This window comes from Pseudomonas sp. GL-B-19, from assembly GCF_019956415.1.
In the GTDB taxonomy this organism is placed as follows: Bacteria; Pseudomonadota; Gammaproteobacteria; order Pseudomonadales; family Pseudomonadaceae; genus Aquipseudomonas.
On the sequence record NZ_JAHBDK010000031.1, the window covers coordinates 63,155 to 85,132 of the forward strand.

Genomic DNA, 21,978 nt, shown 5'->3' on the forward strand with positions numbered 1-21,978 from the left:
TTTAAGTGCTACCGCAGTTAGCCACCACTGCTGCGGCAACCAAATCCAAAGTTTCGGGAGAGTGAACATGGGCAAAATTATCGGTATCGACCTGGGGACTACCAACTCCTGCGTCTCCGTGCTGGAAAACGGCGTAGCCAAAGTTATTGAAAACGCTGAAGGCGCGCGTACTACGCCGTCGATCATCGCTTACGCCAACGATGGCGAAATCCTCGTGGGCCAGTCGGCCAAGCGTCAGGCTGTGACCAATCCGCATAACACCCTGTACGCGGTGAAGCGTCTGATCGGTCGTAAGTTCGACGAGGAAGTCGTACAGAAAGACATCAAGATGGTGCCTTACAAAATCGCCAAGGCTGACAACGGCGACGCATGGGTGGAAGTGAACGGCCAGAAAATGTCGCCGCCACAAATCTCGGCTGAAATTCTGAAGAAAATGAAGAAGACCGCCGAAGACTACCTCGGCGAGCCAGTGACTGAGGCGGTGATCACCGTTCCGGCCTACTTCAACGACAGCCAGCGTCAAGCCACCAAAGACGCCGGCCGCATCGCGGGTCTGGACGTTAAACGTATCATCAACGAACCAACCGCGGCCGCTCTGGCTTACGGTATGGACAAGGCGAAGGGCGATCACACCGTGATCGTTTACGACCTGGGCGGCGGTACTTTCGACGTTTCCGTGATCGAAATCGCAGAAGTCGATGGCGAGCACCAGTTCGAAGTACTGGCCACCAACGGTGACACGTTCCTGGGCGGTGAAGACTTTGACATTCGCCTGATCGACTACCTCGTCGACGAGTTCAAGAAAGAAAGCGGCATGAACCTCAAAGGTGACCCGCTGGCCATGCAGCGCCTGAAAGAAGCCGCTGAAAAAGCCAAGATCGAACTGTCTTCGAGCATGTCGACCGATGTGAACCTGCCGTACATCACTGCAGACGCTACCGGTCCTAAGCACTTGAACGTGAAGATTTCCCGCGCCAAGCTGGAAGCACTGGTTGAAGACTTGGTTCAACGCACCATCGAACCTTGCCGCATCGCTCTGAAAGACTCCGGTATCGACGTTGGCGCGATCAACGACGTGATCCTGGTAGGCGGTCAGACCCGTATGCCACTGGTTCAGAAGCTGGTGACCGAGTTCTTCGGTAAAGAAGCTCGTAAAGACGTGAACCCGGACGAAGCTGTTGCCATGGGTGCTGCTATCCAGGGCGCGGTATTGGCCGGCGACGTTAAAGACGTTCTGCTGCTGGACGTCAGCCCGCTGACCTTGGGTATCGAAACCATGGGTGGCGTGATGACCGCGCTGATCGAGAAAAACACCACGATTCCTACCAAGAAATCGCAAGTGTTCTCGACTGCCGATGACAACCAGGGCGCTGTGACCATTCACGTGCTGCAAGGTGAGCGCAAGCAAGCGGCTCAGAACAAGTCCTTGGGCAAGTTCGACCTGGCCGAGATTCCACCAGCACCACGTGGCGTGCCACAAATTGAAGTGACCTTCGACATCGACGCCAACGGCATCCTGCACGTAGGCGCCAAAGACAAGGCCACCGGCAAGACTCAGTCGATCGTGATCAAGGCTAACTCCGGTCTGTCCGAGGAAGAAATTCAGCAGATGATTCGCGATGCTGAAGCCAACGCCGAGGAAGATAGCAAGTTCGCAGAGCTGGCCGCTGCCCGTAACCAGGGCGATGCACTGGTTCACTCGACGCGCAAAATGGTCGCAGATGCTGGCGACAAAGTGACCGCTGAAGAGAAGACTGCCATCGAAGCTGCAGTGGTTGCCCTGGAAGCCGCCGTCAAAGGCGACGACAAAGCTGCAATCGAAGCCAAGGTTGAAGAGCTGTCGAAAGTCTCTGCTCCAGTGGCGCAGAAGATGTACGCCGAACAGGCTCAGCCTGCTGAAGGCGCGGCACCGCACGACGAAAAAGCTGAAAAGGCTGACGACGTTGTCGATGCCGAGTTCGAAGAAGTCAAAGACCACAAGTAAGTTGTTGGTCGCCCGGTTGACTGCCTTCAGGCGGTGACTGGTAGGATGTCGCCGCGCGGGAGCTTGCTCCCGCGTTGGCGTGTCTGGAGTTAGCGAATTTTTACAGCATGCGACAGCGCTCGGATGTTGGGTATGGCCGGGAATGCTCCTGCTTTTCGAGCCGAAAGTACCGTAATGAATCAAAGACCAGGATCGTTGAATTGACGTGAGTTGGGTCCGGGCCTGTATTGGGGCTCAACGAGTTTGGCAAGGCTCAGGAGAGGTTTGCCGGACGTCCTTAAGAGTGCAAAGACTTATGGCAAAGCGTGACTATTACGAAGTATTGGGTGTTGAGCGTGGCTCAAGCGAAGCGGACCTGAAAAAGGCCTACCGTCGCCTGGCGATGAAGCACCACCCGGACCGTAATCCCGATGACAAAGCGTCGGAAGATATGTTCAAGGAGGCCAACGAGGCCTACGAAGTACTGTCCGATTCCAGCAAGCGCGCGGCCTACGACCAGTACGGTCATGCCGGTGTCGACCCAAGCATGGGCGGCGGCGGTGCCGGGTTTGGCGGTCAGAACTTCTCCGACATCTTTGGCGATGTCTTCAGTGACTTCTTCGGTGGCGGTCGCGGCGGTTCCCGTGGCGGTGCCCAGCGCGGCAGCGACCTGCGTTACACCCTGGAATTGAATCTGGAAGAGGCGGTGCGCGGTACCACCGTGAATATCCGCGTTCCGTCACTGGTCAACTGCAAGCCGTGCGACGGCTCGGGTGCCAAAAAAGGCTCCTCGCCAGTCACTTGCCCGACGTGCGGCGGTATTGGCCAGGTCCGCATGCAGCAGGGTTTCTTCTCGGTGCAGCAAACCTGCCCGCGCTGCCACGGCCAAGGCAAGATCATTTCCGATCCGTGCAGCTCCTGCAATGGCGAAGGTCGTGTCGAAGAGTACAAAACCCTTTCCGTGAAAGTGCCGGCCGGTGTCGATACCGGTGACCGCATTCGTCTGTCCGGCGAAGGCGAGGCAGGCGCTCAGGGGGGGCCGACGGGCGACCTGTACGTAGTGATCAATGTGCGCGAGCACGCGATATTCCAGCGTGACGGCAAGCACCTGTTCTGCGAAGTGCCGATCAGCTTTGTCGATGCGGCGTTGGGCGGTGAGCTGGAGATTCCGACCCTCGATGGTCGAGTCAAACTGAAAATCCCTGAGGGGACCCAGACCGGCAAGCAGTTCCGTGTTCGCGGCAAAGGAGTTGCGCCAGTGCGTGGCGGCGGAGCAGGTGATTTGATGTGCCGTGTGGCGGTCGAAACCCCGGTCAACCTGGGTCGTCGTCAGCGTGAATTGCTGGAAGAGTTCCGCAGCTCCCTGGCGGACGACAACAGCCATTCGCCAAAAACCACCGGTTGGTTTGAAGGTGTGAAGCGCTTCTTCGGCGATTTGTAAGGAGACAGGCATGCGACGTATTGCAGTGATGGGCGCCGCCGGGCGCATGGGCAAAACCCTGATCGAAGCGGTGCAGCAAACGCCAGGCGCCGGTCTGACGGCTGCCATTGATCGTCCTGATAGCACGTTGGTTGGCGCAGATGCCGGTGAGTTGGCTGCGCTGGGCCGTATCGGTGTGCCGTTGTCGGGTGATCTGGATCGGGTGGTTGACGAGTTCGACGTGTTGATCGACTTCACGCACCCGACGGTGACGCTGAAGAACCTCGCGTTCTGCCGCAAACATCACAAGGCGATGATTATCGGCACCACCGGTTTCGGCGTTGAAGAGAAGCAATTGCTGGCGGAAGCGGGCAAGGACATTCCGATCGTCTTCGCCGCCAACTTCAGTGTCGGCGTCAATCTTTGCCTGAAGTTGCTCGACACGGCTGCTCGCGTGTTGGGTGATGATGTCGATATCGAAATCACTGAAGCCCATCATCGGCATAAAGTCGATGCGCCGTCCGGTACCGCTGTTCGCATGGGTGAAGTGATTGCCGATGCGCTGGGGCGTGATCTGAAGAAAGTGGCGGTTTATGGTCGTGAAGGCCAAACCGGCGCTCGTGCTCGCGAGACAATCGGCTTTGCCACCGTGCGTGCCGGTGACATCGTGGGTGATCACACGGTGCTGTTCGCTGCCGACGGTGAGCGTGTCGAGATCACCCACAAGGCGTCGAGCCGCATGACCTTTGCCAAGGGCGCGGTGCGTGCTGCGTTGTGGCTGGATGGTCGTGAGCCTGGCCTTTATGACATGCAAGACGTACTCGATCTGCGTTAAGATGCACCCGAAATCGGGTTCAAGCCCTGCGTTTGAGCCCGTTTTTACCCCGCCAAGCGACGACCTGTCGCATTCTCCAGCCTTTCGGGCTCATTGGCGGTAGACCAAAAATGCCTTTTTCTGTAAGCTACAGCTTTAGTGTGTCCACTAAAAGCGCGCAGAATTATTCGGTGAAGAAGCGGGGTGACGTGTCCATACGTCACTCCGCTTTTTTACAACCTGCGATCGCCCTTTCAGGCTTTATTTACGGGAGGTCTTCTTGACTAAGCCAGCCATACTCGCCCTTGCTGATGGCAGCATTTTTCGCGGCGAAGCCATTGGAGCCGACGGTCAAACCGTTGGTGAGGTGGTGTTTAACACCGCAATGACCGGCTATCAGGAAATCCTTACCGATCCTTCCTACGCCCAACAGATTGTTACCCTGACCTACCCGCACATCGGCAACACCGGCACCACACCGGAAGACGCCGAGTCCGACCGTGTCTGGTCCGCTGGCCTGGTCATTCGTGACCTGCCACTGGTTGCGAGCAACTGGCGTAACACGATGTCTCTGTCCGATTACCTGAAAGCCAACAACGTTGTGGCTATCGCCGGTATCGACACCCGCCGCCTGACGCGCATCCTGCGTGAAAAAGGCGCACAGAACGGCTGCATCATGGCCGGTGACAACATTTCCGAAGCCGCCGCCATCGCCGCCGCACAGGGTTTTCCTGGCCTCAAAGGCATGGATCTGGCCAAAGTCGTCAGCACCAAAGAGCAGTACGAATGGCGCTCGACCGTCTGGGATCTGAAAACCGACAGCCACGCGACCATCGACGCTTCCGAGCTGCCGTACCACGTGGTGGCCTACGACTACGGCGTCAAGCTGAACATCCTGCGCATGCTGGTCGAGCGCGGTTGCCGCGTGACTGTAGTGCCTGCGCAAACGCCTGCTGCTGATGTGCTGGCTCTGAAGCCGGACGGCGTGTTCCTGTCCAACGGCCCTGGTGATCCGGAGCCTTGCGACTACGCGATCCAGGCGATCAAAGATGTGTTGGAAACCGAAATTCCGGTATTCGGCATTTGCCTTGGTCACCAGCTGCTGGCTCTGGCCTCCGGCGCCAAGACCCTGAAAATGGGCCACGGCCATCACGGTGCCAACCACCCGGTCCAGGATCTGGACAGCGGTGTAGTGATGATCACCAGCCAGAACCACGGTTTTGCGGTAGACGAAGCGACCCTGCCAGCCAACGTTCGCGCGATCCACAAATCGCTGTTCGACGGCACCCTGCAAGGCATCGAGCGTACCGACAAGAGCGCCTTCAGCTTCCAGGGTCACCCGGAAGCCAGCCCTGGCCCGAACGACGTAGCGCCATTGTTCGATCGCTTCATCAACGAGATGGCCAAGCGACGCTGATCGCTCGTCTTGATGGTGCAAAGCTTGAGGGCGGTCCCGACACCGGCGGCCCCCTCAAGGCTTCAAAGATTGAACAAGACGGCTTGCCGACTGACCTGCGGATTTGAGTGACAAACCCATGCCAAAACGTACAGACATTAAAAGCATCCTGATTCTCGGCGCTGGCCCGATCGTTATCGGCCAGGCCTGCGAATTCGACTACTCCGGCGCCCAGGCCTGTAAAGCCCTGCGCGAAGAGGGTTACCGCGTCATCCTGGTGAACTCCAACCCGGCGACCATCATGACCGACCCGGCCATGGCCGACGCGACCTACATCGAGCCGATCAAGTGGCAGACCGTTGCCAAGATCATCGAGAAAGAGCGTCCGGACGCCCTGTTGCCAACCATGGGCGGCCAGACCGCGCTGAACTGCGCCCTGGACCTGGAGCGCGAAGGTGTTCTGGAGAAGTTCGGCGTAGAAATGATCGGCGCCAACGCTGACACCATCGACAAGGCTGAAGACCGTTCGCGCTTCGACAAGGCGATGAAATCCATCGGCCTGGACTGCCCGCGTTCGGGTATCGCCCATAGCATGGAAGAGGCCAACGCGGTCCTCGAAAAGCTCGGCTTCCCGTGCATCATCCGTCCGTCCTTCACCATGGGCGGCACGGGTGGCGGTATCGCTTACAACCGTGAAGAGTTCGAAGAAATCTGCGCCCGCGGTCTGGATTTGTCGCCGACCAAAGAGCTGCTGATCGACGAATCGCTGATCGGCTGGAAAGAGTACGAGATGGAGGTTGTCCGCGATAAGAAGGACAACTGCATCATCGTTTGCTCGATCGAAAACTTTGACCCGATGGGCGTGCACACCGGTGACTCGATCACTGTTGCGCCAGCACAGACCCTGACGGACAAGGAATACCAGATCATGCGTAACGCCTCGTTGGCGGTACTGCGTGAGATCGGCGTGGAAACCGGCGGCTCCAACGTCCAGTTCGGCATCTGCCCGGACACTGGCCGTATGGTAGTCATCGAGATGAACCCGCGTGTATCCCGCTCTTCGGCACTGGCCTCGAAGGCCACTGGTTTCCCGATTGCGCGTATCGCTGCCAAGCTGGCGATCGGCTACACCTTGGACGAGCTGCAGAACGAAATCACCGGCGGCGCTACTCCTGCATCCTTCGAGCCGTCCATCGACTACGTCGTCACGAAGCTGCCACGTTTCGCCTTCGAGAAATTCCCGAAAGCTGACGCACGCCTGACTACTCAAATGAAGTCGGTCGGCGAAGTCATGGCCATCGGCCGGACATTCCAGGAATCCCTGCAGAAAGCCCTGCGTGGCCTGGAAGTGGGCGTTTGTGGTCTGGACGAGAAGCTCGACCTGAGCAATCCGGAAAGCATGAGCGTGCTCAAGCGCGAGCTGACCGTGCCGGGCGCCGAGCGTATCTGGTACGTGGCTGACGCCTTCCGCGCCGGTCTGTCGGTCGAAGATATCTTCGGCATGAACATGATCGACCCGTGGTTCCTGGTGCAGATCGAAGATCTGATCAAGGAAGAAGAGAAGGTCAAGACCCTGGGGCTGGCCAGCATCGACCGCGACTTGATGTTCCGCCTCAAGCGCAAAGGCTTCTCCGACATGCGTCTGGCCAAGCTGCTGGGCGTGACCGAGAAGGCTCTGCGCCGCCACCGCCACAAGCTTGAGATTTACCCGGTCTACAAGCGCGTTGACACCTGCGCGGCCGAGTTCGCCACCGACACCGCTTACCTCTACTCGACGTACGAGGAAGAGTGCGAAGCCGCGCCATCGGGTCGCGACAAGATCATGATCCTCGGCGGCGGTCCAAACCGAATCGGCCAAGGCATCGAGTTCGACTACTGCTGCGTACACGCTGCACTGGCCCTGCGCGAAGACGGTTACGAGACCATCATGGTCAACTGCAACCCGGAAACCGTTTCCACCGATTACGACACATCCGATCGCCTGTACTTCGAACCAGTGACCCTGGAAGACGTGCTGGAAATCGTCCGCGTCGAGAAGCCAAAAGGCGTGATCGTCCAGTACGGCGGCCAAACCCCGCTGAAACTGGCGCGCGCCCTGGAAGAAGCCGGTGTACCGATCATCGGCACCAGTCCTGACGCCATCGACCGTGCCGAAGACCGTGAGCGCTTCCAGCAAATGGTTGAGCGGCTGAACCTGCGTCAGCCGCCAAACGCTACCGTGCGCAGCGAAGACGAAGCGATTCGTGCCGCCGCCAAAATCGGTTACCCGCTGGTGGTTCGTCCGTCCTACGTACTGGGCGGCCGCGCGATGGAAATCGTTTACGAAGAAGAAGAGCTGAAGCGCTACCTGCGTGACGCGGTGAAAGTGTCCAACGACAGCCCGGTGCTGCTCGACCACTTCCTCAACTGCGCCATCGAAATGGACGTGGATGCTGTTTGCGACGGCACCGACGTGGTGATCGGCGCGATCATGCAGCACATTGAGCAGGCTGGCGTTCACTCCGGTGACTCCGCGTGCTCCCTGCCGCCGTACTCGTTGCCTGCACACATCCAGGACGAGATGCGCGAACAGGTCAAGAAAATGGCCCTGGAACTAGGCGTTGTCGGCCTGATGAACGTTCAGTTGGCACTGCAAGGCGAAGACATCTACGTCATCGAAGTCAACCCGCGCGCTTCCCGTACCGTTCCGTTCGTGTCGAAGTGCATCGGTGTTTCCCTGGCGATGATCGCGGCTCGCGTAATGGCCGGTAAAACCCTGAAAGAAATCGGCTTCACCAAAGAAATCATTCCGAACTTCTACAGCGTGAAAGAGGCGGTGTTCCCATTCGCCAAATTCCCTGGCGTGGACCCGATCCTCGGCCCAGAGATGAAGTCCACCGGTGAAGTGATGGGCGTGGGCGACACCTTCGGCGAAGCATTCGCCAAGGCTCAGATGGGCGCCAGCGAAGTGCTGCCGACCGGCGGCACTGCGTTCATCAGCGTGCGTGACGACGACAAGCCACTGGTTGCAGGCGTAGCCCGTGATCTGATCAACTTGGGTTTCGAAGTGGTTGCCACTGCCGGTACTGCCAAGCTGATCGAGGCCGCAGGCCTGAAAGTGCGCCGTGTGAACAAGGTGACCGAGGGTCGTCCGCACGTGGTCGACATGATCAAGAATGACGAAGTCACACTGATCATCAACACCACCGAAGGTCGTCAGTCGATCGCTGACTCGTACTCCATTCGTCGTAATGCCTTGCAGCACAAAATCTACTGCACCACGACTATTGCTGCTGGCGAAGCCATCTGCGAAGCGCTGAAGTTCGGTCCCGAGAAGACCGTGCGCCGCTTGCAGGATCTACACGCAGGATTGAAGGCATGATCAAATACCCAATGACCGTCCAGGGCGCGAAAGCCCTGGAAGAAGAACACGCTCACCTGACCAAGGTCGTCCGTCCCAAGCTCAGCCAGGACATCGGGACGGCCCGTGAGTTGGGTGACTTGAAGGAAAACGCCGAATACCACGCTGCTCGTGAGCAGCAGGGGATGGTCGAGGCGCGGATTCGTGACATCGAAGGCCGGATTCAGAATCAGGTCATCATCGACGTCACGACCATCCCTCACACCGGCAAAGTGATCTTCGGCACCACCGTTGAAATCGCCAACGTCGAGACTGATGAAAGCGTCACTTACCACATCGTTGGTGAGGATGAGGCTGATTTCAAACTTGGCAAGATTTCGGTCGGGTCGCCACTGGCCCGCGCCTTGATTGCCAAGGAAGAGGGTGACGTGGTGGCCGTGAAAACGCCAAGCGGCGTCATCGAGTACGAGATTGTCGAAGTTCGCCACGTCTAAAGGCCTGCGCCCGCTTCGTGCAGGCGCGATGGCTTGGCAGCTGGCTCAGATGTTGTGGGTTGGCGGCCTGTGGCTGTTACACATCGGTCTGGTGCCGGCGTTGGGTCAAATAGGCCTGGCGCCGCTGCTGATCGACGAAATTGCAGGCATGCTGAATGCGCTGTTGGCGGGATTTGCCGCAGCGTGTGTGATTTTTCAGGCTTTGGTGCTGGTTCAGGCCGAGGGCCTTGTCAGTCTATGGTGCGATATTCGTGGGCAGCTGCTGCTGATGGCGCTGTGTGCGTGCGCGATGTTTTTCGCTGTGCGCTTCGGTTGGCCGGATGCAGTGCGTTGGCAGGTATTCAGCTATCTTGTTCTGGGCTTTTCCGGGTTGGTGCTGGTGTTGCAGCCGGTGCCGGGGAGGAGCGGCAGGGTGCGCGAAGCACACCCTTGACCCTTGCCATCACTTGAAGCGATGGACGTTCGACAGTTGCTTATTGACGCTGAAGTTCTTGCGGTAAATCAGTGCCATCTTGCCGATGACCTGAACCAGATCCGCTTTACCGACCTTGCAGAGTTCTGCAATGGACGCCAGGCGCGATTCGCGATCGAGGATGTTGAGCTTGATTTTAATCAGCTCGTGATCCGCCAACGCGCGTTCAAGTTCGGCTAACACACCTTCAGTCAAACCGTTGTCAGCCACAATCAAAACTGGTTTCAGATGGTGGCCAATGGATTTGTACTGTTTCTTCTGCTCTTGAGTGAGCGGCATAATCTGACCCCTGCGTCTGATCTTGTAAAAAGCGGCGGCCAGTTTACCCGAGCGAGTCCGGGACCGCCCAGTTAATCACGACCCGTTTTATTTTCGAGGTGGCCCGTGGCCCGTTCCAAGACAAGTCTTAAATGGCTGCAAGAGCATTTCAATGACCCATTCGTCAAAATGGCGCAAAAAGACGGGTACCGCTCCCGTGCCAGCTACAAGTTGCTGGAGATCCAGGAAAGAGATCGTCTGATCCGCCCGGGCATGAGTGTGATCGACCTTGGTGCCGCGCCCGGTGGCTGGTCCCAGGTGACCAGTCGTCTGATTGGCGGGCAAGGTACACTGATCGCTTCCGACATCCTGGAAATGGACAGCATCCCTGATGTGACCTTCATTCAGGGCGACTTCACCGAGGATGCCGTGCTCGCACAAATCCTTGAGGCTGTCGGAAATAAAGAAGTGGACCTTGTGATTTCTGATATGGCCCCCAATATGAGTGGACTGGCCTCTGTTGATATGCCGAAATCGATGTTTCTGTGCGAATTGGCACTGGATCTCGCAACTCGGGTGTTGAAGCCAGGTGGTGACTTTTTGATCAAGATCTTCCAGGGTGAAGGCTTTGACGAATACCACAAGAGCGTACGCAAGCAGTTCGAGAAGGTCACGACGCGCAAGCCGAAATCGTCGCGCGATCGCTCTCGTGAGCAGTACTTGCTGGGCCGTGGTTTCCGCGGACGCAGTGAGGAATAAAAGTTTTTTCTACCGGGGTGATAGGTTTTTCGTATTTCGCCCCGTGTGCTTTAGCGAATATTGTGTAGAAAGTGTTTCACAAAGGGTTACAGACGGCGCCTGCCAGAGCCGTAGGTAATGTAGTAAGTTAGGCCGGTGAATATCATGCGAAGCGCGCGCCATTAGCGGAGCTTGCTTCAGAGGGTAGTTAATTGAACGATATGGCAAAGAATCTGATCCTGTGGTTGATCATCGCGGCTGTCCTGGTGACAGTGATGAACAACTTCTCCAGCCCTAACGAGCCGCAGACCCTCAACTATTCCGACTTCATCCAGCAAGTCAAGGATGGCAAGGTCGAGCGCGTAGCAGTTGACGGCTACGTGATTACCGGTAAACGCACCGATGGCGACAGTTTCAAGACCATCCGTCCGGCAATCCAGGACAATGGTCTGATCGGCGACCTCGTGGACAACCACGTCGTAGTCGAAGGCAAGCAGCCTGAACAGCAAAGCATCTGGACTCAACTCCTGGTCGCAAGCTTCCCGATCCTGGTGATCATCGCCGTGTTCATGTTCTTCATGCGGCAGATGCAGGGTGGCGCGGGCGGCAAAGGCGGGCCAATGAGCTTCGGCAAGAGCAAGGCGCGCCTGCTCTCCGAAGATCAGGTAAAAACTACCTTGGCTGACGTTGCCGGTTGCGACGAAGCCAAGGAAGAAGTTGGCGAGTTGGTCGAGTTCCTCCGGGATCCGGGCAAGTTCCAGCGCCTGGGCGGTCGTATTCCACGCGGCGTGCTGATGGTCGGTCCTCCGGGTACCGGTAAAACCTTGCTGGCCAAGGCGATTGCCGGCGAGGCGAAAGTGCCGTTCTTCACCATCTCCGGTTCTGACTTCGTCGAGATGTTCGTCGGTGTCGGTGCCAGCCGTGTTCGCGATATGTTCGAGCAGGCCAAGAAGCACGCGCCATGCATCATCTTCATCGATGAAATCGACGCCGTTGGTCGCCACCGTGGCGCCGGCATGGGCGGTGGTCACGATGAGCGCGAGCAGACTCTCAACCAGTTGCTGGTAGAGATGGACGGCTTTGAAATGAATGACGGCATTATCGTTATCGCTGCAACTAACCGTCCGGACGTATTGGACCCGGCATTGCTGCGTCCAGGCCGTTTCGACCGTCAGGTTGTGGTGGGTCTGCCAGACATTCGTGGTCGCGAACAGATTCTTAAGGTTCACATGCGCAAAGTGCCAATGGGTGACGACGTCGCTCCGGCAGTGATCGCTCGTGGTACACCTGGTTTCTCCGGTGCTGACTTGGCTAACCTGGTGAACGAGGCCTCCTTGTTCGCAGCCCGTGCCGGCAAGCGTATCGTCGAAATGAAAGAGTTCGAACTGGCGAAAGACAAGATCATGATGGGCGCCGAGCGCAAATCCATGGTCATGTCCGAGAAAGAAAAGCAGAACACTGCTTATCACGAAGCCGGCCACGCTATCGTTGGTCGCGTCGTGCCTGAGCATGATCCGGTCTACAAGGTCTCGATCATCCCGCGCGGTCGTGCGCTGGGTGTGACCATGTTCCTGCCGGAAGAAGATCGTTACAGCCTGTCCAAGCGTGCGCTGATCAGCCAGATCTGCTCGCTCTACGGCGGCCGAATTGCTGAAGAAATGACCCTGGGCTTCGATGGCGTCACCACGGGTGCGTCCAACGACATCATGCGTGCCAGCCAGATTGCGCGGAACATGGTGACCAAGTGGGGCTTGTCGGAAAAACTCGGTCCGTTGATGTATGCCGAAGAAGAGGGCGAAGTGTTCCTTGGTCGCGGCGGTGGTGGGCAGGGCGCAAGCTTCTCCGGTGAGACAGCCAAGCTGATTGACTCGGAAGTGCGCAGCATCATTGATCAGTGCTACGGCACGGCCAAGCAGATCCTCACGGATAACCGCGACAAGCTTGATGCCATGGCGGATGCCTTGATGAAGTACGAGACGATCGATGCTGATCAGATCGATGACATCATGGCGGGTCGTGCGCCTCGCGAACCTCGTGACTGGTCAGGCGGTACCGGTACTTCCGGAACACCTCCGGTGGTGCAGGATGAGCGTCCGGAAACACCGATCGGCGGTCCGGCTGCTGACGTATAAGGTTTGAAATGACTTCTGTTCAGTCCTCGACCCGGTTGCCTTGCGGCAACCGGGTTCTTGATTTGGCCCAGACGCATGTCATGGGCATACTCAATGTCACTCCTGATTCCTTTTCTGATGGCGGCCGATACAGTCAGCTCGATGTGGCTCTGCGTCACGCCGAGTCGATGGTGGCTGCAGGTGCCACGCTCATTGATGTCGGTGGCGAGTCAACCCGGCCAGGTGCCCGGGCGGTTTCGCCGCTTGAGGAGCTGGAGCGCGTAGCGCCTATCGTTGAGCGCATCAATCGCGAACTGGATGTGATTATTTCTATCGATACCTCCACACCGGCGGTTATGCGCGAGACTGCGCGGTTGGGTGCTGGCTTGATCAATGATGTGCGCTCGTTACGTCGAGACGGCGCCCTGGATGCTGCGGCAGCCACCGGGCTGCCCGTGTGTCTGATGCATATGCTCGGTGAGCCGGGTGACATGCAGGACAATCCGTTCTACCAGGACGTCACCAAAGAAGTGGGCGAATTTCTCGCTGAACGCATGGCTCAGTGCGCGTCGGCGGGAATTCCGTCGGAGCGGATTATTCTTGATCCGGGTTTTGGCTTCGCGAAAACCTTGCAGCACAATCTAAGCTTGTTTAAGCATATGAAAGCCTTGCATGTCTTGGGGCGGCCTCTGTTGGTCGGGGTTTCGCGAAAGAGCATGATTGGTCAGGCCTTGAATCGCCCGGTTGGGGAGCGTCTGTACGGTGGTCTGGCGCTCGCAGCGCTGGCTTCGGCCAATGGGGCGCGTATATTGCGCGTCCATGATGTAGCCGAAACAGTGGATGTGGTGCGGATGATCGCCGCAGTGGAATCAGCCGAATAAAAATGATGGAGCACTTATGAGTAAAAAATACTTTGGCACCGACGGTATTCGTGGCCGGGTCGGTGAATACCCGATCACTCCTGATTTCATGCTCAAGCTCGGTTGGGCTGCGGGCATGGCGTTCCGCAAGATGGGCGCCTGCAAGGTGTTGGTAGGCAAAGACACCCGAATCTCCGGTTATATGTTCGAGTCGGCACTCGAGGCCGGTCTGACGTCGGCAGGCGCTGACGTGATGCTGCTGGGCCCGATGCCTACACCGGCGATCGCCTACCTGACGCGCACCTTTCATGCCGAAGCCGGTATCGTGATCAGTGCCTCGCACAATCCTCACGATGACAATGGCATCAAGTTCTTCTCCGGAAAGGGCACCAAGCTTCCGGATGAAGTCGAGTTGATGATTGAAGAGTTGCTCGATACGCCGATGACCGTGGTTGAGTCGAGCAAGATCGGTAAAGTGTCACGTATCAACGACGCCTCTGGCCGTTATATCGAATTCTGCAAAAGCAGCGTCCCGACCAGTACCAGCTTCGCGGGCCTGAAGATCGTCATCGACTGCGCTCACGGCGCGACCTATAAGGTTGCCCCGAGTGTGTTTCGCGAGTTGGGGGCTGAAGTCGTTGTGCTGTCCGCTCAGCCTAACGGGCTGAACATCAATGACAATTGCGGTTCGACCCATATGGGTCAATTGCAGGCTGCCGTATTGGCCGAACACGCCGATCTGGGTATCGCATTCGATGGTGACGGTGATCGCGTCCTGATGGTCGATCATACGGGTGCCATTGTTGACGGTGACGAGCTGCTCTACATCATCGCCCGCGATCTGCATGAGCGAGACATGCTGCAAGGTGGCGTGGTCGGTACGCTGATGAGCAACCTGGGTCTGGAGCTGGCGCTGGCTGATCTGTCGATTCCATTTGTGCGCGCCAACGTTGGCGACCGGTATGTCATCGCTGACTTGCTTGAGCGCAACTGGTTGGTGGGTGGTGAGAACTCGGGGCATATCGTCTGCTTTAACCACACTACTACTGGTGATGCGATCATCGCGGCATTGCAGGTTCTGATGGCGCTGAAAAGGCGTTCCGAAGGTCTGGCGCAGGCTCGTCAGGCGCTTCGTAAGTGCCCGCAGGTGCTGATCAATGTCCGATTTGGCGGTGGTTCGAATCCGCTCGAGCATCCTTCGGTCAAGGAGGCCAGCGATCGCGTCACCAAGGCTATGGCGGGTCGTGGTCGTGTGCTCTTGCGCAAGTCCGGGACAGAACCATTGGTGCGTGTCATGGTCGAAGGCGAGGACGAAACACAGGTTCGCGGTTACGCCGAAGAGCTGGCAAAACTGGTTACTGAAGTTTCTGCCTGAATTCGGCTTGCCAGCCATGATTGTGTTGGGTAACATCTGCGCCCACTTTGACCGACGAGGTACAGCATGCGTCGCCCTATGGTAGCTGGTAACTGGAAGATGCACGGTACCCGCGCCAGCGTCGCTGAGCTGATCAATGGCCTTAGTCATCTGGCCTTGCCGAGCGGTGTTGATGTAGCGGTATTCCCGCCTTGCTTGCATATCAATCAAGTGATTGATGGCTTGGAAGGAAAGTCGATTTCGGTCGGCGCGCAGAACTCTGCGGTGGAGTCCGGGCAAGGCGCATTGACCGGTGAAATCGCGCCGAGTCAGTTGGTGGACGCAGGCTGTTCCCTGGTGCTTGTCGGGCACTCTGAGCGCCGCCAGATAATGGGCGAGCGAGACGAGATGCTGATTCGCAAGTTTGCCGCGGCACAGGCATGTGGCTTGATTCCGGTGTTGTGTGTAGGGGAAACCCTTGAGCAGCGTGAAGCCGGGAAAACTCTTGAGGTTGTCGGGCGTCAGCTGGGCAGTATCATAGAGGAGCTGGGTGTCGGTGCTTTTGCAAATGCAGTAATTGCTTACGAGCCGGTCTGGGCCATTGGTACCGGGCTGACTGCTTCGCCGCAACAGGCGCAGGATGTGCATGCAGCCATTCGCGTTCAGTTGGCGGCAGAGAATTCTGAAGTCGCACAAGGTGTGCGGCTTCTATACGGCGGCAGCGTGAAGGCGGCCAATGCGGTCGAACTGTTCGGCATGCCGGATATCGATGGGGGGCTCATTGGTGGAGCTTCCCTGAATGCAGATGAGTTCGGTGCGATCTGTCGCGCCGCGGGAAACTGAAAAAATGCTGGAAACAGTCGTAGTCGTTTTTCATCTGTTGGGTGCATTGGGCGTAGTTGCTCTGGTATTGCTGCAGCAGGGTAAAGGTGCGGATGCTGGCGCGTCTTTCGGAGCAGGTGCTTCAAATACTGTGTTCGGAAGCCAAGGTTCCTCTACCTTTCTTAGTAAGTTTACTGCTATACTTGCCGCAGGTTTTTTCATAACCAGCTTAGGGTTAGGTTACTTTGCTAAAGAGAAAGCTCACCAGCTGACTCAAGTAGGTCTCCCAAATCCAGCGGTGTTGGAAGTTCCAAAGCAGCAACCGGCTTCTGATGATGTCCCGGTGCTTCAAGAGCAAAAGTCGGCTAATCCAGCGACTGACGTGCCTCCAGCTCAAGAGCAAAAGTAAGAAGGGTTTCAAACGTAGTATTGCCGAGGTGGTGGAATTGGTAGACACGCAACCTTGAGGTGGTTGTGCCCATAGGGTGTAGGGGTTCGAGTCCCCTTCTCGGTACCAATTATCAGGAGAGCCCGCTGTTGCGGGCTTTCTTGTAGGTGGAAGGTTACATTGACCCTGTCAGGGATCGGTCGTATACTTCCGCCCCAGCTTTGTCGCGGGGTGGAGCAGTCTGGTAGCTCGTCGGGCTCATAACCCGAAGGTCGTCGGTTCAAATCCGGCCCCCGCAACCAGTTTAAGGAGCCCCTTTTAAGGGGCTTTTTGTTAGCTGGACACTTTCTACGCCGCTGTTCGACGGCGTTTCAAGGATGGGCGTTTCGCCCATTTTTTTATTTTGCATAGCATGCACATACATGCACGAGGGGGTTCAGGTGTCGAGCAAGCTAGAAGAGTTGCAGGCCTTGTTGGCCCCGGTGGTCGTGGCCCTGGGCTATGAATGCTGGGGTATTGAGTTTTCGGCTCAGGGTCGTCACTCGATGTTGCGCGTTTATATCGATAAAGAGGGCGGCGTGCTGGTGGACGATTGTGCCATTGTCAGCCGTCAGATCAGCGGTGTCCTGGATGTTGAAGATCCGATCGCCGTTGAATATACCCTTGAGGTTTCCTCGCCTGGCATGGAACGCCCGCTGTTCACTATTGAGCAGTTTGCAAAATTTGCCGGTGAACAAGTGAAGATCAAGCTGCGCTCGCCTTTTGAAGGACGACGCAACTTTCAGGGCCTTCTGCGTGGTGTAGAAGAGCAGGACGTCGTGGTGCAGGTAGAAGACCATGAGTTCCTGTTGCCGATCGATATGATCGACAAGGCCAACATTATTCCCAGTTTTGACTGAGACGCGGATCCCGCGGATCCAATGGCTTGCGAAAGGCGAGGCGTACGATGAGCAAAGAAGTACTGCTGGTTGTTGAGTCGGTATCCAATGAAAAGGGCGTACCGGCAAACGTAATTTTTGAAGCGCTGGAGTTGGCTCTGGCCACTGCTACCAAAAAGCGTTTCGAGGACGAAGTCGATCTGCGTGTGGAAATCAATCGCCACACCGGTGCTTACGAGACATTCCGTCGCTGGACGGTCGTCGAAGAAGCAGACCTGGACGATCCGGCCATTGAAACCTGGCCGAGCAAGGTTGCCGAAACGCACCCTGGTTCCAAGGTTGGTGATGTAGTCGAAGAAAAAATTGAATCCATCGAGTTCGGCCGTATCGCTGCACAGACTGCCAAGCAAGTCATCGTGCAAAAAGTTCGTGAAGCCGAGCGCGCTCAAGTCGTTGACGCCTATCGCGAGCGCCTGGGGGAAATCATCTCCGGCACCGTGAAGAAAGTGACCCGCGACAACGTGATCGTCGATCTGGGCAACAACGCTGAAGCGTTGCTGGCTCGTGAAGACATCATTTCTCGCGAAACCTTCCGTGTCGGCGTGCGCCTGCGTGCGCTGCTCAAGGAAATCCGCACCGAGAACCGCGGCCCGCAGTTGATCCTGTCGCGTACCGCGCCGGAAATGCTGATCGAGTTGTTCCGCATCGAAGTGCCGGAAATCGCTGAAGGCCTGATCGAAGTAATGGCTGCGTCCCGTGACCCGGGTTCGCGCGCCAAGATCGCGGTCCGTTCCAAGGACAAACGCATCGACCCGCAGGGCGCTTGCATCGGTATGCGCGGTTCGCGCGTCCAGGCAGTGTCGGGTGAGTTGGGCGGTGAGCGTGTGGACATCGTCCTGTGGGACGACAACCCGGCTCAGTTTGTGATCAATGCAATGTCGCCGGCTGAAGTGGCGGCAATTATCGTTGACGAAGATGCCCATGCAATGGACATCGCCGTTGGCGCAGACAATCTGGCTCAGGCCATTGGTCGCGGTGGTCAGAACGTGCGTCTGGCTAGCCAATTGACTGGCTGGACCCTGAACGTGATGACCGAATCGGACATCCAGGCTAAGCAGCAAGCAGAAACCGGCGACATCCTGCGCAACTTCATCGACGAGCTGGAAGTCGACGAAGACCTGGCACAGGTGCTGGTAGATGAAGGCTTCACCAGCCTGGAAGAGATTGCCTACGTACCGTTGGAAGAAATGCTCAACATCGACGGCTTTGACGAAGAAACCGTCAACGAGCTTCGCGCTCGTGCCAAGGATCGTTTGTTGACCAAAGCCATCGCTACTGAGGAAAAGCTGGCAGACGCCCATCCGGCCGAAGACCTGCTCTCGCTTGAGGGTATGGACAAGGATTTGGCGATGGAACTGGCGGTGCGCGGCGTAATTACCCGCGAAGACCTGGCCGAGCAGTCTATTGACGACCTGCTCGACATCGACGGCATTGACGATGATCGTGCCGGCAAGTTGATCATGGCCGCCCGAGCCCACTGGTTCGAGTAATTAGGCGCGGCCTGAGGAGAGAAGTGCATGACGCAAGTCACGGTGAAACAACTGGCCGATGAGGTCAAAACACCGGTAGAGCGCCTGTTGCAGCAGATGCGTGAGGCAGGTCTGCCGCACACCGCCGCCGAAGAAAATGTGACTGACAGTGAGAAGCAATCTTTGCTGACTCATTTGAAAAGCAGCCACAAGGCGAAAGTGGAAGAACCACGCAAGATCACGCTGCAGCGTAAAACCACCAGCACCCTGCGTGTTGCTGGCAGCAAAAGCATCAGCGTTGAAGTGCGTAAAAAGAAAGTTTTCGTACAGCGCAGCCCGGAAGAAATCGAAGCCGAGCGCAAACGTGAACTGGAAGAACGTCGCGCAGTAGAAAATGCTGCTCGTCAGAAGGCTGAAGAAGAAGCCAAGCGTCGCGCCGAAGAAGAAGCGCGTCGCCAGCCTGCTGCTGCGCAATCTGGTACTTCCAACGCTGTTGCAGCGCCTGCTGCAGTTGCCGAACCTGTGCGTGAAAGCGCGCCGGTTGTCGCCGCTGCTCCAGCCCCGTCTGCCGACGTTCGTAACAAGCAGAACGAACAGCGCCGTCCGGACAAACCACGTGCCGACGATAACAATCGTCGCAGCGGCGGTGGCGATGGCGAGCGCAAAAACGCTCCGCATCGTGCTTCGGTCAAAGAGAAAGCGCCTGCTCCACGTGTTGCGCCACGTACTACCGACGAAGAAAGCGATGGCTTCCGTCGTGGTGGTCGCGGCAAGGCCAAGCTGAAGAAACGCAACGCCCACGGTTTCCAGAGCCCAACCGGCCCTGTCGTGCGTGATGTGCAGATTGGCGAGACCATCACTGTTGGCGATCTCGCCAATCAGATGTCGGTCAAGGCTGCTGAAATCATCAAGTTCATGTTCAAACTGGGTACTCCAGCGACCATCAACCAGGTGCTTGATCAGGAAACTGCTCAGCTGGTAGCCGAAGAACTGGGCCACAAAGTGACCCTGGTCAGCGACACCGCTCTGGAAGATTCCCTGGCCGAGTCCCTGAAGTTTGAAGGTGAGACGTTCTCCCGTGCACCGGTTGTGACCGTAATGGGCCACGTTGACCACGGTAAAACCTCGCTGCTCGACTACATCCGTCGTGCCAAGGTAGCTGCTGGCGAAGCCGGCGGTATCACCCAGCACATCGGTGCGTACCACGTTGAAACTGATCGCGGCATGGTCACTTTCCTCGACACCCCGGGTCACGCCGCGTTTACCGCAATGCGTGCCCGTGGTGCCAAGGCGACCGATATCGTGATCCTGGTGGTTGCAGCGGACGACGGCGTGATGCCGCAGACCATTGAAGCCGTTCAGCACGCCAAGGCTGCCGGTGTTCCACTGGTTGTTGCAGTGAACAAAATCGACAAGCCGGGCGCTGATCTCGATCGCATCCGTAGCGAACTGTCGGTTCACGGCGTGACCTCGGAAGAGTGGGGCGGCGACACCCCGTTCGTATCGGTTTCGGCGAAAGTCGGTACTGGCGTGGACGAGTTGCTCGAAGCTGTTCTGCTGCAAGCTGAAGTTCTCGAACTGAAAGCGACTCCATCGGCTCCAGGCCGTGGCGTCGTGGTTGAATCGCGTCTCGACAAAGGTCGTGGCCCGGTAGCTACCGTTCTGGTTCAAGACGGTACCCTGCGCCAAGGCGACATGGTCCTGGTCGGTTCGAATTATGGCCGGGTACGTGCCATGCTCGACGAGAACGGCAAGCCGATCAAAGAAGCCGGTCCTTCCATCCCTGTCGAGATCCTCGGCCTGGACGGTACCCCGGACGCTGGCGATGAGATGAGCGTGCTGTCGGACGAGAAGAAAGCCCGTGAAGTGGCTCTATTCCGTCAAGGCAAGTTCCGCGAAGTCAAGCTGGCCCGTGCTCACGCCGGCAAGCTGGAAAACATCTTCGAAAACATGGGCCAGGCAGAGAAGAAGACGCTCAACATCGTCCTCAAATCCGACGTCCGTGGTTCGCTGGAAGCGTTGAACGGTGCCTTGAACGGCCTGGGTAATGACGAAGTGCAAGTGCGTGTTGTCGGTGGCGGTGTCGGTGGTATCACCGAGTCCGACGCCAACCTGGCACTGGCCTCCAATGCTGTACTGTTTGGCTTCAACGTGCGTGCCGATGCGGGCGCTCGCAAGATCGTCGAGCAGGAAGGTCTGGATATGCGTTACTACAACGTGATCTACGACATCATCGAAGACGTCAAGAAAGCCCTCACCGGTATGCTGGGCAGCGATGTTCGCGAGAACATCCTGGGTACCGCTGAAGTGCGAGACGTGTTCCGTTCGCCGAAGTTTGGCGCGATCGCCGGTTGCATGGTTATCGAAGGTGTTGTTCACCGTAACCGTCCAATCCGTGTACTACGTGAAGACATCGTTATCTTCGAAGGCGAGCTGGAATCCCTGCGCCGCTTCAAGGATGACGCTTCCGAAGTACGTGCCGGCATGGAATGCGGTATCGGCGTCAAGAGCTACAACGACGTCAAAGCTGGCGACAAGATCGAAGTCTACGAGAAGGTTCAGGTTGCTCGCAGCCTCTAACTTGCGCACTTCAAGGGCCACGGTGAGCCGCCGCATGCAGATGCGCGGCACGGCGTCAGGACTCTAAACGCAACGCCCGGTCTGGCTTTTGTCAGGCCGGGCGTTTGCCGCTTTCAGACCCCTCGGGTTTCACCGTGGGGCAGTAACAGGTAACAAGACATGGCAAAAGAATACAGCCGTACCCAACGTATCGGCGATCAGATGCAGCGTGAGCTGGCACAGCTGATCCGTCGTGAAGTCAAAGACCCGCGCGTCGGCCTGGTCACCATTACCGCTGTTGAAGTCAGCCGTGACGTCGGTCACGCCAAGATCTTCATCACCGTGATGGGGCAGGACAACGCCGAAGACATCGCACAAAGCATCAAGGTGCTCAACTCCGCCGCTGGTTTCCTGCGTATGCAGTTGGCTCGTGAAATGAAGTTGCGCAGCGTTCCTCAGCTGCACTTCCACTACGACGAAAGCGTCGTGCGTGGCGCGCATCTGTCGGCCCTGATCGAGCGAGCGGTGGCTGAAGACAATCAGCACCCGGTAGCCGCTGAACCCGAAGACGCCAAGGAGTAA

Annotated in this window: 18 protein-coding genes and 2 tRNA genes; 19 read left to right on the forward strand and 1 reads right to left on the reverse strand. The window is 57.5% G+C overall.

What is annotated here, in order from left to right; genetic code table 11:
* Positions 1 to 67 precede the first annotated feature (67 nt).
* From dnaK to KGB06_RS13155, 7 genes are all read left to right on the forward strand, one after another.
* Positions 68 to 1,984 (forward strand): molecular chaperone DnaK, encoded by a 1,917-nt coding sequence (gene dnaK / locus KGB06_RS13125; protein ID WP_223516367.1) that lies wholly within the window; start codon positions 68 to 70, stop codon positions 1,982 to 1,984.
* 295 nt (positions 1,985 to 2,279) lie between these two features.
* Positions 2,280 to 3,404: a molecular chaperone DnaJ gene (gene dnaJ, locus KGB06_RS13130; RefSeq protein ID WP_223516369.1), complete on the forward strand. Its 1,125-nt coding sequence runs from the start codon at positions 2,280 to 2,282 to the stop codon at positions 3,402 to 3,404.
* Positions 3,405 to 3,414: 10 nt separating this feature from the next.
* Positions 3,415 to 4,218 carry a 4-hydroxy-tetrahydrodipicolinate reductase gene (dapB, locus tag KGB06_RS13135; protein ID WP_223516371.1) on the forward strand — a complete coding sequence of 268 codons (804 nt, stop codon included), beginning with the start codon at positions 3,415 to 3,417 and terminating at the stop codon, positions 4,216 to 4,218.
* A gap of 259 nt (positions 4,219 to 4,477) precedes the next feature.
* Positions 4,478 to 5,614, forward strand: a complete 1,137-nt coding sequence (gene carA / locus KGB06_RS13140; protein ID WP_223516373.1) for a glutamine-hydrolyzing carbamoyl-phosphate synthase small subunit — start codon at positions 4,478 to 4,480, stop codon at positions 5,612 to 5,614.
* Positions 5,615 to 5,732: 118 nt separating this feature from the next.
* On the forward strand, positions 5,733 to 8,954 hold the full coding sequence (gene carB, locus KGB06_RS13145; protein ID WP_223516375.1) for a carbamoyl-phosphate synthase large subunit: 3,222 nt from the start codon (positions 5,733 to 5,735) through the stop codon (positions 8,952 to 8,954).
* Positions 8,951 to 9,427 (forward strand): transcription elongation factor GreA, encoded by a 477-nt coding sequence (gene greA, locus KGB06_RS13150; RefSeq protein WP_223516377.1) that lies wholly within the window; start codon positions 8,951 to 8,953, stop codon positions 9,425 to 9,427. The genes carB and greA overlap by 4 nt, the downstream gene beginning before the upstream one ends.
* Positions 9,428 to 9,455: 28 nt before the next feature.
* Complete coding sequence (locus tag KGB06_RS13155) at positions 9,456 to 9,860, forward strand: MFS transporter (RefSeq protein ID WP_223516378.1); 405 nt, start codon at positions 9,456 to 9,458, stop codon at positions 9,858 to 9,860.
* Positions 9,861 to 9,869: 9 nt separating this feature from the next.
* On the opposite strand, the gene KGB06_RS13160 is transcribed toward KGB06_RS13155, so the two are convergent.
* Positions 9,870 to 10,178, reverse strand: a complete 309-nt coding sequence (locus tag KGB06_RS13160) for a YhbY family RNA-binding protein (protein WP_007942889.1) — start codon at positions 10,176 to 10,178, stop codon at positions 9,870 to 9,872.
* Between the two features lie 105 nt (positions 10,179 to 10,283).
* Between KGB06_RS13160 and rlmE the strand changes: the two genes are divergently transcribed.
* The 12 genes from rlmE (at position 10,284) to rbfA (ending at position 21,978) form a co-directional block, all read left to right on the forward strand.
* On the forward strand, positions 10,284 to 10,916 hold the full coding sequence (rlmE, locus tag KGB06_RS13165) for a 23S rRNA (uridine(2552)-2'-O)-methyltransferase RlmE (RefSeq protein WP_223516380.1): 633 nt from the start codon (positions 10,284 to 10,286) through the stop codon (positions 10,914 to 10,916).
* Between the two features lie 200 nt (positions 10,917 to 11,116).
* The gene (gene ftsH, locus KGB06_RS13170; protein ID WP_033048677.1) at positions 11,117 to 13,027 is read left to right on the forward strand and encodes an ATP-dependent zinc metalloprotease FtsH; all 1,911 of its coding nucleotides are present in this window, start codon (positions 11,117 to 11,119) and stop codon (positions 13,025 to 13,027) included.
* Between the two features lie 8 nt (positions 13,028 to 13,035).
* Positions 13,036 to 13,887: a dihydropteroate synthase gene (gene folP, locus KGB06_RS13175; protein ID WP_223516382.1), complete on the forward strand. Its 852-nt coding sequence runs from the start codon at positions 13,036 to 13,038 to the stop codon at positions 13,885 to 13,887.
* A 16-nt stretch (positions 13,888 to 13,903) separates the two neighbouring features.
* A complete protein-coding gene (gene glmM / locus KGB06_RS13180) occupies positions 13,904 to 15,241 on the forward strand; it encodes a phosphoglucosamine mutase (protein ID WP_223516384.1) in 1,338 nt (445 codons plus the stop codon).
* Positions 15,242 to 15,307: 66 nt separating this feature from the next.
* Positions 15,308 to 16,063, forward strand: a complete 756-nt coding sequence (gene tpiA, locus KGB06_RS13185) for a triose-phosphate isomerase (RefSeq protein WP_223516386.1) — start codon at positions 15,308 to 15,310, stop codon at positions 16,061 to 16,063.
* 4 nt (positions 16,064 to 16,067) lie between these two features.
* Positions 16,068 to 16,451, forward strand: a complete 384-nt coding sequence (secG, locus tag KGB06_RS13190; RefSeq protein ID WP_109787598.1) for a preprotein translocase subunit SecG — start codon at positions 16,068 to 16,070, stop codon at positions 16,449 to 16,451.
* Between the two features lie 22 nt (positions 16,452 to 16,473).
* Positions 16,474 to 16,559 (forward strand) — tRNA-Leu (locus KGB06_RS13195).
* A gap of 96 nt (positions 16,560 to 16,655) precedes the next feature.
* A tRNA-Met gene (locus KGB06_RS13200) sits at positions 16,656 to 16,732 on the forward strand.
* A gap of 138 nt (positions 16,733 to 16,870) precedes the next feature.
* A complete protein-coding gene (gene rimP, locus KGB06_RS13205; protein WP_010463487.1) occupies positions 16,871 to 17,329 on the forward strand; it encodes a ribosome maturation factor RimP in 459 nt (152 codons plus the stop codon).
* 47 nt (positions 17,330 to 17,376) lie between these two features.
* The gene (gene nusA / locus KGB06_RS13210) at positions 17,377 to 18,858 is read left to right on the forward strand and encodes a transcription termination factor NusA (protein ID WP_007942874.1); all 1,482 of its coding nucleotides are present in this window, start codon (positions 17,377 to 17,379) and stop codon (positions 18,856 to 18,858) included.
* A gap of 27 nt (positions 18,859 to 18,885) precedes the next feature.
* The gene (infB, locus tag KGB06_RS13215) at positions 18,886 to 21,417 is read left to right on the forward strand and encodes a translation initiation factor IF-2 (protein ID WP_223516387.1); all 2,532 of its coding nucleotides are present in this window, start codon (positions 18,886 to 18,888) and stop codon (positions 21,415 to 21,417) included.
* Positions 21,418 to 21,576: 159 nt separating this feature from the next.
* Positions 21,577 to 21,978, forward strand: coding sequence for a 30S ribosome-binding factor RbfA (gene rbfA, locus KGB06_RS13220; RefSeq protein WP_007942872.1), 402 nt, complete (start codon positions 21,577 to 21,579; stop codon positions 21,976 to 21,978).